The organism is Collimonas rhizosphaerae (assembly GCF_038896935.1).
Taxonomy (GTDB): Bacteria; Pseudomonadota; Gammaproteobacteria; order Burkholderiales; family Burkholderiaceae_D; genus Collimonas; species Collimonas rhizosphaerae.
Map to the genome: position 1 here is coordinate 1 of NZ_JBANDC010000008.1, position 13340 is coordinate 13340.

Consider the following 13340-nt stretch of genomic DNA (forward strand, 5'->3'; position numbering starts at 1 on the left):
AGGCGCAGGATCCGATTGGTCTGGCGCCCGCCGATGAGGCTTTGCAGGCTCTGGAGTACGTTGCTCATGCGTGTCCCAACGTGCCCGGAATGCCGGGCATTAAATAGTTAATGCCTCAGGCAAATCCGATCAAGGCAGGGTAATGGTCAGGTAGGACGCGCGCGGCGCCAGCTTGACGATGTCGCTGTAGCCGCTGATGCTCGATGCGGTAGCGCGCGACAGCATGGTGTTCAGCGCAAAATAGCCGCCCAGCCCGATCAGGGCAAACACCGAACACAGCGCCCACAGCGGCACTTCATTGCGCAGCTTGTGGCTGACCTGGTCCGGCCGTTCCCAGTGCGGCGCGAAGCCGGCGCTCTTGCCTTTCATGCGCGCGATCTCGTCACCCAGGCGGGCCGTCAGGTAGTTCAGTTTTTCCGGGCCTTCGATGATGTACTTGCCCTGGAAACCCAGCAGCAGGCACATATGGAACACTTCCAGCGCCTGCAGGTGCTGTGCGCCCTTAGCGCGCAAGTCTTCCAGGCGCGTAAAGAAGTGTTCGCCGGCGAGCTGGTCGCCGAACAGGATCAGCTGCAGAGGCCGGCGCGCCCAGGCATCGCGGATATTGAATTGCGAATGCAGGATGTTCTCGTCGACTGCCGCGCAGAATGCGTATTTTGCAGCGTGGACGTCTTCAGCCGATACATCCAGCTTCTTTGCGCCGCGCTCGAAATCGCTGAGGAAGCGCTGCATCTTCGACGTGAAACCGGCTTCGTCGACAGGCGCACAGCGGTTCTTCAACAGGAACAAGGCGTAGAAACCGTCGTACATCAGGTCGAGCAGCGAATTGGCGGAACTGGTGTCCGCCGCTACGTATTGGCCGGCGGCGCTGTCGCCGAGCAGGGAAGGGGCTGATGGTCTGTTCATGATGTAACCGCTAAGAGCTCAAGTTTAAGGTCGTTGATGCCGGATGGTACATAAATCGAGATCGACTGCGCCTGCAGCATGCGATCATACAGGGCTCCCTTGTTTTCCAAGGCGAAATAATAAGTGTCCGGCCGCACCGGCAACGCCGCCGGCACTTGCGGCGAGTGCGACAGCTTGACCCCGGGCATGGCCGACAGGACGAATTTATCGACGTCGTCGGGCGCGCCGATCTTGAAGCGCAGCGGCACGATATCGACCAGTTCGATGGCCGGCATGCTGGCGTTGACCGCCAGGTAAAACGCGGTCTTGTCGTCGATCTTGCCGGAGTCGAGCATGCCGTGGTGATGCGAAGGCTTGTTCTCCGACAGGGCGATCGAGAAATAGCGCGAGGAAATCACGGTGTCCAGCAGCTCGCGGATGATGCTGTCGAGCTTGGCGAAACACGGTCCCGGATCCTGGTGCTGGTATACCGGCAGGTCCGACAGCGCATAACTCTTGGAAAACGTCATCAGCGCGCCGGCCAGGCTCAGCAGCTGTTCGTACAGCCGTTCCGGATGAAACGCCGGATTGTGGAAATAGTGCGTCAGTCCGGCAAACGCCGAACTCGCGGTGTGCAGCAGCCAGAAGGAAGAGATATCGCCGGAACGGAATTCGATGACATTCTTGCTTGGCTCGCGATGGTGGCCGTACAGGGCGCTGACCTTGGCTTGCAGCGCATCCATCAGGCGCCGCAACTGGATATACAGCGCCGGTGCGCTGCGGATCGTCAGGCTCGGCGCGACGAAGGTCGGGTCCGGCTCGAAGCCGCCGGTCGAAATGCGGCGCAGCTTGATCAGCGGAAAACTGATCAGCGAATCGCGCGGATCGAGTTCCGACACCAGGCGCACCGATTTCTTCAGGTAGGTCAGCTCGGCTTCCGCCGCTTGCGTGAACAGGTCCGGCGTGGCCGAATTGTTCTGGGCGTAGCGGGTCGAGTTGCTGGTCTGGCCCAGGGGCGAAAAATTGCCGCCGAAGCCTTTCATGTATGGCAGGGCTGCGTAGTAGGTAATGGTTTGCTGCGCATGCGGGATATCGCTCAGGTCGACCACTTCCGGCAGGTCGTCGTCTCCAGGCGCGTTATAGATCTCGCCGTCCTGGAAAATCACCGACAGCTCGGACAGCCGCAAGGTATTGTTGGCCAGCGCATCGCGGTCCAGCTGCACCGTCATCACGCCCCAGGCATACGGATGCAAGGCGTTGGTGGTCTCATGCAGACGGTTTTCGTGATACCGGTCCTGCTGCTGGAAATGCTGGGGCCGTAAAAACAGGCCCTCGCCCCATAGAATTTTCGATGTTCGATTCACGTATTTACTCGCATGTCATTTTATTCAAACCATCACGCAAAATCCGCGTGGCGCTAGCTGGACCACGCTAGCCGCATGGGGCCGGGGTTAAAAGTTTAGTCGCGGCGGCGGTTTCCGCAACCGTGACGCCGGTGCCGACTGTCAGCGCACAGGCGTTCGCGCCGATGGTAATGCCCGATTTTTCAGCAGGTTCGGTCGGGAAAGTCATCTTCCAGCGTTGCGCCGCAGGTTTGCGGAACAAGGCCACGACGCCGACAAAACCCGCTTCCCTGGTGACCTTTTCGCTGACTTCATAGCGCTGTCCCGGCACCAGTGTTATTTCCTTGACTTCGAGCAGGTCGGCGCCCAATACGTCTTTTTCTTTCTGCGGATTGGTAAATGTATCGTATGTTGCCTGTTGGAAAGCGCCATTTTGTCGTAACTTATATACTCTGGCGACCAGGGCAAGCGGCGTGCCGGAGCTGTCGGCATTCAAATTGCTGCCTGCATGCAGCTTGATCGCTATGGTACGGGGCGGTTTTTGCGCGTCGGGAACCTCTGGCTTGGTGATGCCCGACATCTCCAGTACAGAGCTGGCGACAGAGCCAAGTGCGGAAACGGCGCCTGCGGCGCAACCAGCCAGACTCAGTATTGCGGCCAGCGAAACTAACAGAGATAAGGGGCGCATTAAAGTCGATCTTTATTTGGGTTGCAAAATTATCGGATAAACAATAAGGTCTCAGATAATATTTTTTTGATAATATTGTACAAAATAATAACAATCTCAGTTGTCGCCTAGACACATAGTATGGGTCTGGACTAAACTTGTTGCAATGGTGTAACCAAAGTTCACAAATTTTGATGTAGATTGGCAATATGATATCTGCATCTGCCGGGTTTTGTTAAGATTCGGCTATTTAAAAGTTGCCACATAGAAAGCGAGTTTACGATGAGTCAATGGAAAAGCAAAATTATCTACGGCGTGGCCTTGGCGTGTCTGGTAAGCGCCTGCGCAACCCCACCTGCGGTCGATCCCGCAGCAAAACTGGATTCCATAGTGGCTGAAGCCGACGCCGCACAAAAAGCCGGACAGACCGACAAGGCTGTTAAATTACTGAAAGACGCGACCGGCGCGTTTCCTGCAGACAAGACACCATGGATACGCCTGGCGCAAATCCGTTTCGATGCGGAAAACTATGGCGACGCCATTTCGTATGCGCTGGAAGGCCTGCAGCGCGATCCGAAAGACAAGGTTGCCAACAGCATAGTCGCGGTAGGCGGCCTGCGGCTGTCGACCAAGGCTCTGAACGACCTGCGCACACAGAACGATTTGAACGGCAATGTCCGCAACGAAGCACAGGGACTGGCCAAGATCCTGCGTGAAAGCCTGGGCGAGACAGTGTTGGTGCCGCCCCGTCCAAAAGTAGTTGCACGCCCGGCGCCGGCAGCAGCGGCCGCCAAAAAAGGCGCTGTCGCAGCCAAACCGGGCTCGCCTGAGCCTAGCGGCGATGGCGCCAATCCATTCGGATCGTTGCAGTAACTCATATGATTCCTGATCCCGCCAGGCGGGATCGGGGCTTGATTATTCGGTATCAGCGGGGGTTTTATGGCTAAAAAAGAGAGTACTCAAAAACGTTTGCAGAAAGTCCGTCCACCACGGGTGCAAATGACCTACGACGTTGAAATCGGCGACGCCATCGAGCAAAAGGAATTGCCGTTCGTGATGGGCGTGATCGGCGATTTCAGCGGCAAGTCCGAGGTAGCCCAGACCAAGCTGAAGGACCGCAAGTTCGTCAACATCGACAACGACAACTTCGATGAAGTGATGAAAGGCGTCGAACCGAGAGCCGCTTTCCGCGTGCCGAACCACTTGAGCGACGCCGGCGGCGAGTTCGGGGTCGACCTGAAATTCAAGTCGATCGACGATTTCCGTCCGGAAGCGGTGGTGCAGCAGATCGAGCCGCTCAAGCAGCTGCTCGAAGCCCGCACCAAACTGGCCGACCTGCGCAACAAGCTGGCCGGCAACGACAAGCTGGAAGACATCCTCAACGATGTGCTCAACAGCACCGAAAAGCTGGCGGCGTTAAGCAAGCAAACCAAGAAGCAAGGAGACTGAGATGTCCTTTCAGCATAATTCTGCGCCAGCCGCAGGGGCGGCCGCAGAAGAATCCGGTTTGCTCGACCAGATCGTAGAACAGAGCAAAGTCGCCAAGTCCGGCGCCGAGCACGACCGCGCCAAAGACATCATTTCGGAACTGGTGAACCAGGTCATGCAGGGCACCGTGGTGGTGTCGGCCAACCTGTCGGCTACCATCGACGCCCGCGTGGCCGAGCTGGACCGCCTGATTTCGGCCCAGGTCAGCGCCGTGATCCACGCGCCTGAATTCCAGAAACTGGAAAGCAGCTGGACCGGCCTGCACTACCTGGTGTTCAACTCGACTACCAGCCAGAACCTCAAGATCAAGGTCTTGAACGCGACCAAGCGGGAACTGGTCAAGGATTTCCAGAGCGCCCTCGAGTTCGACCAGAGCGCGATCTTCAAGAAAGTCTACGAAGAAGAGTTCGGCACGTTCGGCGGTGCGCCGTTCGGTTCCCTGATAGGCGATTTCGAAATCACCCGGCAGCCGGAAGACATGTATTTCGTCGAACAGATGTCGCATATCGCCGCAGCTGCCCATGCGCCGTTCATCAGCTCGGCCTCGCCTGAACTGTTCGGCCTGGAAACCTACAGCGAACTCGGCAAGCCGCGCGACCTGGCCAAGGTGTTCGAGACCGTCGAATATGCCAAATGGAAGTCGTTCCGCGAATCGGAAGATTCCCGTTATGTCGGCCTGACCCTGCCGCGCTTCCTGGGCCGCCTGCCGTTCAATCCGAAAGACGGGCAGACAGTCGAAGGTTTCAACTTCGTGGAAGATGTCGACGGCACCGACCATTCCAAATACCTCTGGTGTAACGCAGCGTATGCCTTCGGCACCAAGCTGACCAAGGCGTTTGAAGATTTCGGCTGGTGCGCGGCAATCCGCGGCGTCGAAGGCGGCGGCCTGGTGGAAGACCTGCCGACCCATACCTTCAAGACCGACGAAGGCGAAGTCGCACTCAAGTGCCCGACCGAAATCGCCATTACCGACCGCCGCGAAAAAGAATTGAGCGACCTTGGCTTCATTTCGCTGGTGCATTGCAAGAACACCGACTATGCGGCCTTCTTCGGCGCCCAGTCGACGCAGAAAGCCAAGAAATACAATACCGATTCGGCCAACGCCAACTCCGTGCTGTCAGCCCAGCTGCAGTACATTTTTGCCGTATCGCGTATTGCGCATTACATGAAATCGATGATGCGCGACAAGATCGGCAGCTTTGCTTCGGCAGGCAACGTGGAAGACTTCCTCAACCGTTGGCTGACCCAGTATGTGCTGCTCGATGACAATGCCAGCCAGGAAGCCAAAGCGCAGTTTCCTTTGCGCGAAGCCTCGGTGCAGGTATCCGAAGTGCCGGGTCGTCCGGGCGTCTACCGTGCGGTGTCGTTCCTGCGCCCGCACTTCCAGCTTGACGAACTTTCAGTTTCATTGCGCTTGGTTGCAGAATTACCGGCGTCAACCAAGTCTTAACTTAATTCACGAGGGATATCACCATGGCAATAGACGTTTATCTGCAAATCGACGGCATCAAGGGCGAGTCCACGGACAGCGCGCACAAAGACTGGATCGAATGCAAATCGGTACAGTGGGAAGTGCTGCAGCCGAAGTCGGCGACTGCATCGACCGGCGGCGGCCACACAGCCGAACGCTGCGAGCACAAGGATATCGTGATCACCAAGATCGCCGACCTGGCGACACCGCTGCTGCTGCAAAACTGCTCGTCGGGCAAGACCATTCCAAAGGCCAAGTTCGAATTCCTGCGCGCCGACGGCAAGGGCGACCGCATCAAGTACTTCGAAATCGAACTGGTCAACCTGCTGATTTCAGATGTCACGCCATCGGTCCAGGAAGGCGACGTGCTGAGCGAAAGCGTCAGCCTGAAATACTCCCAGGTCAAATGGAAGTACACACAGCAAAAAATCGGCGGCGGTTCGGGCGGCAACACTTCCGGCGGCTGGGATCTGTCGACCAATAAAATCGTGTAATTTTCCTGTATCGATAAAAGAGCCGCATGCTGCGGCTCTTTTTTTCTCTTGAATGGTAAGCGATGAAAGGTTTCACTCCCGGATTGTTTGACCGATTGATGGGCGGCGACGGCACGCCTGCGCAATCCGACCTGGTGGTGCGTTTGTCGATGGATGCCTTGAAAGACACGGTCGCGCGCGACCTGGAGGCCATGCTGAATACCCGCACTGTGATTCCCGAAGAATTGCTGAAGAATTTCCCCGAATGCAGCAAGTCGATCCTGACTTACGGCTTGAACGATTTTTCCGGCATGAGCCTGGCCAGCCTGGATGACCGCGCTTATATCTGCCAGTGCCTGGAGCAAGGCATTGCGCGCCACGAGCCGCGCCTGCGCAATGTCCGCGCCTCGCTCGAGCTGCGCGAAGGATCGATCAACCGCTTGAATTTTGCGATTGCAGCCATGCTGGTGGTGGGGCCGGCCAAGGAAGCCGTGAGCTTCGACGCCGTGCTGCAGCCCTCGACCTTGCAATACTCAATCAGCAGAGCACGCCGCGCAGCGCGGATGGACGGTTAACGTGGACGAACTACTTCCCTATTACGAGCGCGAGCTCGGTTTCCTGAGGCGCTATTCGCGCGAGTTTTCCGAGCGCTACCCGAAGATTGCAGGCCGCCTGCTGATGTCCGGCGAGGTATCGGAAGATCCGCACATCGAACGCATGATCCAGTCGTTTGCGCTGATCAATGCCCGCACCTCGAAGCGGCTGGACGACGACTACCCTGAATTTACCGAAGCCTTGTTCGAGGTGCTGTATCCGCACTACCTGCGGCCGTTTCCTTCCTGCTCGATCGCGCGCATGGACTACAGCGTCGCCGCCGCACAGCTGACTACCGCCATGCCGGTGCCGCGCGGCACCGAACTGACGACGCGCCAGGTCAAGGGCGTGGCCTGCAAATTCAAGACAACCTATGAAGTCACGGTGGCGCCGGTGCTGCTGTCGCACGCGGTGTTCGATCCCATCATCGAACCGCCGGACGCCGTACTGTTGCCGCCTACCGCCAGCTCGCGCATCGGCATCACCTTCGAGAGCACCGCAGAGCAAGCCGGTTTTGCCGAACTCGGCGTCAAGACCCTGCGCGTCTTCATCGACGGCGAACCGTCGTTCTGCGCCGCCTTGCGCGACACCTTGTTCATGCGCACCCTGCGCGCCTATGTCGAAGTCGGCAAGAGCGGCCGGTGGCATGCCGTGAACAAGATCCCGGTGACGCCGGTCGGTTTTGAAGAAGACGAATCGCTGATCGACTTTCCGGCACGTTCGCATCCCGCCTACCGGCTGCTGACCGAGTATTTCTCCTATCCCGAGAAATTCAATTTCTTTGACGTCGATGTTGCCGAAATCACAAAGCTGCTGCCGGCCGGCTGCAAGAAATTCACCCTGCACCTGGTGCTGTCCGGGCTGCGCGCCGATTCCAACACCGCGCGCATGCTGGGCACCTTGTCGACCAATAACCTGCTGCTGGGCTGCACCCCGGTCATCAACCTGTTCAAGCAGCGCGGCGACCCGATCCGCCTGACCCATACCAGCGCCTATTACCCGGTAGTGGGCGACTCGCGCCGCGCCTATGCCTATGAAGTGCATTCGATCGATTCGGTGCAGCTGGTGCGGCAAACGCCGGAAGGTGAATCGATTACCGAATTCCGGCCGTTCTATTCATTGCGCCACGGCGAAAGCGCGGACAAGGCCGGCCATTACTGGGCCATGCGGCGCGACGAAATGGTCGCGGCGCGCAGCCCCGGCTATGAAACCGAAATTTCCATCGTCGACATCGATTTCGACCCGGCCGCCATCGAAACCGACACCCTGAGCATCGAGCTGACCTGCTGCAACCGCAACCTGCCTGCTTCGCTGGCATACGGCCTGGCCGGCGGCGACCTGTTCCTGGAAGGCGGCTCGCTGGTGAACGCCATCAGCTTCTTGCGGAAGCCTTCCGAACCTTGCCGTTTCGAGCGCGGCCGCGGCGCCCACTGGCGCCTGATTTCCCATCTGGCGCTGAATCACCTGTCGCTGGCCAAGGGCGGCCTGGAAGCCCTGCAGGAAACCCTGAGCCTGTACGACTTGCCGCGTTCGGCCATCTCGCAGCGCCAGATCGGCAGCGTGGTCGGCATCGAGCACAAGGCCGCCACCGCCTGGCTGCCGGGCAATCCGTTCGCCTCGCTGGTGCGCGGCATCGAGATCAAGGTGACACTGGACGAAGAAGGTTTCGTAGGCAGCGGCATCCATGTATTTGCCAATGTCCTGGATCGCTTCCTCGGCCTGTATGTGCATGCCAACAGCTTTACGCAATTGGTGATAGCTTCAAAACGAACAGGTGAGGAGATACTGCGATGCTTACCGCGCAGCGGAGATTCGAACCTAGCGTAATCCAGCGCCTGCTCGACAAGCCGCATCGTTTCCAGTTCTTCCAGGCGGTGATGATGCTGGAGCTGTGGCTGAAGCAGAACGGCGTCCCGCATGAGGAAGCGGTCAGCGATTTCCTGCGTTTCCAGAACACGGTGTCGCTGAACTTTCCGCCGAGCGAGATCGAAGCGCTGGAAGTGTCGCCCAAGCTGACCCGGCAATCGGTGGAAGAACTGCTGGAAGCGCTGCAGACCAACCAGCTCGACAACATCGCGCTGACGCCGGCGTTCATCGGCTTTTTAGGCAGCAACGGCACGCTTCCCAGTCACTACTCGGAGCGTATCGCCGCGCACCAGCTGTATGAAAAGGACCACGGCCCGCGCGCTTTCCTGGATGTTTTCTCGAACCGCAGCGTGGCCCTGTTTTTCAAGGCCTGGCGCAAGTACCGGCTGGAATTCAAGTACCAGGTCGACGGCAAGGACAGTTTCCTGCCGCTGCTGATGTCGCTGGCCGGCCTTGGCCACCGCACTTTGCGCGGCCGCATGTCGGAAGACGGCGCTGGATTGCTGGATGAATCGCTCGGGCATTTTGCCGCGGCCATCCGGCATCGGCCGCCGTCCGCGGCGTACATGCAGCGGGTCTTGCGCGAATATTTTTCGGTGCCGATCACGATCGAGCAGTTTGTCGGCCATTGGTACAACGTGCCGGTCGACCAGCAAACCGTACTGGGTTCGACCAACGCCCTGCTGGGCAGCGTGGCGATGGTGGGCGAACGGGTATGGCAGCGCGACCTGCGCATGCGCCTGAAAATCGGCCCGCTGGCCAAAAAGAAATTTGAAAGCTTTTTGCCCGGCGGCGCGGCTGCTGTCGGGCTGCAAAAAATACTGGCGATGTTTACCAGCGTCTTCCTGGAATATGAAATACAGCTGATCTTGCGCGCGGACCAGGTGCAAAGCGTCAGCCTCGGTTCCGACCCTGAAAGCGGGCGGCTGGGCTGGGATACCTTCGTCACCAGCAAACCGGAAGAGAACGACCGCACCGATGTCTGTTACGAAATTCACTCACTTTGACCATGCATGGATGGGAAGGCTTCAATGAGCATCAATCTCAAAACCTTAATCAGCAAACTGAACGACACCTCACGCCTGGCAGCGGAACGCGCGGCAAACATCTGCGTCGGCCGTGGCCAATATGAAGTGGATATCGAACATCTGTTCCTGGCCTTGCTGGAACAGCCCAAGAGCGACTTTGCGGTGATTGCGCGCAAATCCGGCATCAGCCTCGCTGCGCTGGAAAGCGACCTGCAGGGCGAAATCGACCGCTTCAAGAACGGCAACGCACGCACCCCGGTATTTTCGCCGCACCTGCCCAAGCTGTTTGAACACGCCTGGCTGATCGCCTCGCTGGACAACCAGTCGGGACGCATCCGCAGCGGCCACCTGCTGCTGGCGCTGCTGACCGAGCCGGACCTGGTGCAGCTGGCGTACCGCGGCTCCAAGCTGTTCATCAAGTTCAAGCTGGACGACCTCAAGCACGACCTGGAAAAACTGACCGAAGGCTCGCAGGAAAGCGCGTCCGCGGATGGCGGCGGCGCCACGGCTGAAGACCAGGGCGGCGATCCGGTGCAGGACCTGACCGCCAAGGGCGAAGCCTCGAAAACTCCTTCGCTCGACAAATTCACCACCAACCTGACCCAGCGCGCACGCGAAGGCAAGGTCGATCCCGTGATCGGCCGCGATACCGAAATCCGCCAGACCATCGACATCCTGATGCGGCGCCGGCAAAACAACCCGATCCTGACCGGCGAGGCCGGCGTCGGCAAGACCGCGGTAGTGGAAGGCCTGGCGCTGCGGATTGCGCAAAAAGACGTGCCCGACGTGCTGCAGGGCGTGGAGCTGCACACCCTCGACATGGGTCTGCTGCAAGCCGGCGCCAGCGTCAAAGGCGAGTTTGAAAACCGCCTGAAAAGCGTGATCGACGAAGTCAAGAAAAGCTCGCACGCCATCATCCTGTTCATCGACGAAGCCCACACCATGATCGGCGCCGGCGGCCAGGCCGGCCAGAACGATGCCGCCAACCTGCTGAAACCGGCGCTGGCGCGCGGCGAACTGCGCACCATCGCCGCCACCACGTGGAGCGAATACAAGAAATATTTTGAGAAAGACGCCGCCCTGGCGCGCCGTTTCCAGGTAGTGAAGGTCGAGGAACCGAGCGAAGAACTGGCTTGCGCCATGCTGCGCGGCATGGCGCCGCTGATGGAAAAACACTTTGGCGTGCGCGTCTTCGACGAAGCCATCACCGAAGCGGTGCGCCTGTCGCACCGCTATATCAGCGGCCGCCAGCTGCCGGACAAGGCGATCAGCGTACTCGACACGGCGTGCGCCAAAGTTGCGCTGGGCCAGAACGCCACGCCGGCCCTGATCGAAAACATCGTCAAGAAACTGGACCGCCTGGTAGCCGAGCTGAATTCGCTGGAACGCGAATCGAATGCCGGCGGCAAGCACGCTGAACGCTTGAAAGAATTGCGCGAACTGCAGGCGAAACTGACTGCGGAGCTGGCCCTCCACAGCGAACGCTGGGAAAAGGAAAAAGCCCTGACCGACCGCATCAAGGCCGCCCGCACGGAACTCGAAGCAACGCCGGCGGCGGAACAGACCCCAGCCGACGATGCGGCCAAGCCTTCCAGGAAAGCAGCCAAGGACAGCAAGGAAGCCCAGGAATTGGCGAAACTGATCGAGGAACTGAAAACGCTGCAAGGCGAAACACCGATGGTCCCGGTGCAGGTCGACGGCCTGGTGGTGGCGGAAATCGTCGCCAGCTGGACCGGCATCCCGCTCGGCAAGATGGTCAAGGATGAAATCAAGACCGTGATCAACCTCGGCGCCCTGCTGCATGAACGGGTGCTGGGCCAGTCGCACGCGATCGAAGCAGTGGCGCAGCGCGTGCGCACTTCACGCGCCAACCTGGACGATCCGAACAAACCCAAGGGTGTGTTCCTGTTCGTCGGCCCGTCCGGCGTCGGCAAGACCGAGACCGCGCTGGCGCTGGCCGATGTGCTGTACGGCGGCGAACGCAAGCTGGTCACCATCAACATGAGCGAATACCAGGAAGCGCACAGCGTCTCCGGCCTGAAAGGCTCGCCGCCGGGTTATGTCGGCTACGGCGAAGGCGGCGTCCTGACCGAGGCGGTGCGGCGCAATCCGTACAGCGTGGTGCTGCTGGACGAGGTGGAGAAAGCCCACCCGGACGTGCTCGAACTGTTCTTCCAGGTGTTCGACAAGGGTGTGCTGGACGACGCCGAAGGCCGCGAAATCGACTTCAAGAACACCATCATCATCCTCACCAGCAATGTCGCCTCCAGCCTGATCATGCAAAGCTGCCTGAACAAGGCGGCGGCGGAACTGCCGAGCACCGACGACCTGGAACAGGCGATCAGGCCGCAGCTGGTGAAAGCCTTCAAGCCGGCTTTCCTGGGACGCCTGAAAGTCATTCCTTACTACCCGATTTCGGACGACGTGCTGGTCGAGATCATCAACCTCAAGCTGGGACGTATCCAGAAACGCATCGCCGTCAACCACAAGGCCGAGTTCAGCTACGACGAGCCGCTGGTCGAAGCGGTGCTGGCGCGCTGCACCGAAGTCGATTCCGGCGCCCGCAATGTCGACAATATCCTCAACGGCACGCTGCTGCCGGAAATTGCCGAAACCGTGCTGGCCAAGATGGCCGAAGGCGGCAGCATCGCCAAGATCAAGGTCACCGCCAACAAGCAGGGCCAATTCAAATACGCGATCAAATAGAACGGAGAAAACATGGATGCAGCAACCAAGCAGAAAATCCTGAAGCAGTGCTATTCGAAGCGCTTCGACGAGAAATACAGCCGCAAATTCCAGTACCAGGACAAGGCCACCGATGTCCGCAACTACGTCAAGCTGACGCCTGCGGACATCATCGACCTGCTCGATACGGCTTCCGCATCGGCGCGTTCACAGGCGCGCCTGCTGCTGCAGCTGATGCAGGGACGGCCGTGGCTGCCGTCGGCGACGGCGCATGAAGGCGGGACCGGGAATCAGCGCGGCGTGGACAACAACCTGCACATCACGCTGAAGGTGGGGGACAAGAGCTATCACTTGCGCTGCAAGGAACAGCCTGGGTTGCATGTTATCCAGATTACCGGATAGCCTCTACGAAAACCGCTCAAACAATGCGCTAGAGCCCTTCCGGTCAGAAGGCTTTAGCGCAACGATGAAATCCAGTCCTGCAACGAAGTTGCCTCTTGTTCGAAATCCTCCGGCCCCAGGTCCCCAAGATCAGAACTGTAGATGGCCAAATCGTCCGACTCTGACCGGATCAGGAAGCCGCGGCCACCGCTATCGTCGCCGACCAGCAGATACTCCGGACAATAGGTGCTTATCTCATATGTCGTGTTACGTTCCAGCATGGATGCGGTATCGTAAAGTGTCGCCCCTTGCGGTGTAATAAAACCATTCGTACTACGATAAAAATCCTCCAGCTGCGCTGGAATCTGCCGTCCAAGCTGTTGCCGCATCTGATCTATTTCTACCTGCGAGGCAGGCGCCACGGCTGCGCCCAGAGCAATAATATTTGTGATATCCATC

The 13340-nt window shown here is 59.0% G+C and carries 13 protein-coding genes; 9 read left to right on the forward strand and 4 right to left on the reverse strand.

The genetic code is table 11. The features are described 5' to 3' along the window. Nucleotides 1–129: 129 nt before the first annotated feature. The 3 genes from icmH to tssJ all read right to left on the reverse strand — a co-directional run bounded on the left by icmH (nt 130) and on the right by tssJ (nt 2916). Entirely contained in the window at nt 130–906 is a 777-nt protein-coding gene (icmH, locus tag V8G57_RS12675; protein ID WP_092396100.1) for a type IVB secretion system protein IcmH/DotU, read from the reverse strand. Beyond that, a complete protein-coding gene (gene tssK, locus V8G57_RS12680) occupies nt 903–2249 on the reverse strand; it encodes a type VI secretion system baseplate subunit TssK (RefSeq protein WP_092396098.1) in 1347 nt (448 codons plus the stop codon). Before tssK ends, icmH begins: the two co-directional genes overlap by 4 nt. A 67-nt stretch (nt 2250–2316) precedes the next feature. After that, complete coding sequence (gene tssJ, locus V8G57_RS12685) at nt 2317–2916, reverse strand: type VI secretion system lipoprotein TssJ (RefSeq protein ID WP_092396096.1); 600 nt, start codon at nt 2914–2916, stop codon at nt 2317–2319. A gap of 261 nt (nt 2917–3177) precedes the next feature. Between tssJ and V8G57_RS12690 the strand changes: the two genes are divergently transcribed. From V8G57_RS12690 to V8G57_RS12730, 9 genes are all read left to right on the forward strand, one after another. Further along, nucleotides 3178–3768 carry a tetratricopeptide repeat protein gene (locus V8G57_RS12690; protein WP_144741013.1) on the forward strand — a complete coding sequence of 197 codons (591 nt, stop codon included), beginning with the start codon at nt 3178–3180 and terminating at the stop codon, nt 3766–3768. A gap of 66 nt (nt 3769–3834) precedes the next feature. After that, nucleotides 3835–4344 carry a type VI secretion system contractile sheath small subunit gene (gene tssB, locus V8G57_RS12695; protein WP_014004068.1) on the forward strand — a complete coding sequence of 170 codons (510 nt, stop codon included), beginning with the start codon at nt 3835–3837 and terminating at the stop codon, nt 4342–4344. Between the two features lies 1 nt (nt 4345). Further along, nucleotides 4346–5833, forward strand: a complete 1488-nt coding sequence (gene tssC / locus V8G57_RS12700) for a type VI secretion system contractile sheath large subunit (RefSeq protein ID WP_342829705.1) — start codon at nt 4346–4348, stop codon at nt 5831–5833. A 23-nt stretch (nt 5834–5856) separates the two neighbouring features. Beyond that, the gene (locus V8G57_RS12705; RefSeq protein ID WP_092396090.1) at nt 5857–6348 is read left to right on the forward strand and encodes an Hcp family type VI secretion system effector; all 492 of its coding nucleotides are present in this window, start codon (nt 5857–5859) and stop codon (nt 6346–6348) included. A 62-nt stretch (nt 6349–6410) separates the two neighbouring features. Further along, a complete protein-coding gene (gene tssE, locus V8G57_RS12710) occupies nt 6411–6902 on the forward strand; it encodes a type VI secretion system baseplate subunit TssE (RefSeq protein ID WP_092396088.1) in 492 nt (163 codons plus the stop codon). Between the two features lies 1 nt (nt 6903). Then, a complete protein-coding gene (tssF, locus tag V8G57_RS12715; RefSeq protein WP_092396086.1) occupies nt 6904–8748 on the forward strand; it encodes a type VI secretion system baseplate subunit TssF in 1845 nt (614 codons plus the stop codon). Beyond that, nucleotides 8712–9794, forward strand: a complete 1083-nt coding sequence (gene tssG / locus V8G57_RS12720) for a type VI secretion system baseplate subunit TssG (protein WP_342829706.1) — start codon at nt 8712–8714, stop codon at nt 9792–9794. Before tssF ends, tssG begins: the two co-directional genes overlap by 37 nt. 24 nt (nt 9795–9818) lie before the next feature. Continuing rightward, on the forward strand, nt 9819–12521 hold the full coding sequence (gene tssH, locus V8G57_RS12725; RefSeq protein WP_342829707.1) for a type VI secretion system ATPase TssH: 2703 nt from the start codon (nt 9819–9821) through the stop codon (nt 12519–12521). A 12-nt stretch (nt 12522–12533) separates the two neighbouring features. Continuing rightward, on the forward strand, nt 12534–12902 hold the full coding sequence (locus V8G57_RS12730) for a hypothetical protein (RefSeq protein ID WP_342829708.1): 369 nt from the start codon (nt 12534–12536) through the stop codon (nt 12900–12902). Between the two features lie 53 nt (nt 12903–12955). Here V8G57_RS12730 and V8G57_RS12735 read toward each other — a convergent pair whose 3' ends face one another. Beyond that, nucleotides 12956–13339 carry an SMI1/KNR4 family protein gene (locus V8G57_RS12735; protein ID WP_342829709.1) on the reverse strand — a complete coding sequence of 128 codons (384 nt, stop codon included), beginning with the start codon at nt 13337–13339 and terminating at the stop codon, nt 12956–12958. Between the last annotated feature and the right edge of the window lies 1 nt (nt 13340).

What these genes read in the sequence shown, in the direction of transcription:
- icmH (WP_092396100.1), bottom strand. Translation starts at nt 906, where the DNA reads ATGAACAGACCATCAGCCCCTTCCCTGCTCGGCGACAGCGCCGCCGGC.
- tssJ (WP_092396096.1), bottom strand. Translation starts at nt 2,916, where the DNA reads ATGCGCCCCTTATCTCTGTTAGTTTCGCTGGCCGCAATACTGAGTCTG.
- V8G57_RS12690 (WP_144741013.1), top strand. Translation starts at nt 3,178, where the DNA reads ATGAGTCAATGGAAAAGCAAAATTATCTACGGCGTGGCCTTGGCGTGT.
- tssB (WP_014004068.1), top strand. Translation starts at nt 3,835, where the DNA reads ATGGCTAAAAAAGAGAGTACTCAAAAACGTTTGCAGAAAGTCCGTCCA.
- tssC (WP_342829705.1), top strand. Translation starts at nt 4,346, where the DNA reads ATGTCCTTTCAGCATAATTCTGCGCCAGCCGCAGGGGCGGCCGCAGAA.
- V8G57_RS12705 (WP_092396090.1), top strand. Translation starts at nt 5,857, where the DNA reads ATGGCAATAGACGTTTATCTGCAAATCGACGGCATCAAGGGCGAGTCC.
- tssE (WP_092396088.1), top strand. Translation starts at nt 6,411, where the DNA reads ATGAAAGGTTTCACTCCCGGATTGTTTGACCGATTGATGGGCGGCGAC.
- tssG (WP_342829706.1), top strand. Translation starts at nt 8,712, where the DNA reads ATGCTTACCGCGCAGCGGAGATTCGAACCTAGCGTAATCCAGCGCCTG.
- tssH (WP_342829707.1), top strand. Translation starts at nt 9,819, where the DNA reads ATGAGCATCAATCTCAAAACCTTAATCAGCAAACTGAACGACACCTCA.
- V8G57_RS12730 (WP_342829708.1), top strand. Translation starts at nt 12,534, where the DNA reads ATGGATGCAGCAACCAAGCAGAAAATCCTGAAGCAGTGCTATTCGAAG.
- V8G57_RS12735 (WP_342829709.1), bottom strand. Translation starts at nt 13,339, where the DNA reads ATGGATATCACAAATATTATTGCTCTGGGCGCAGCCGTGGCGCCTGCC.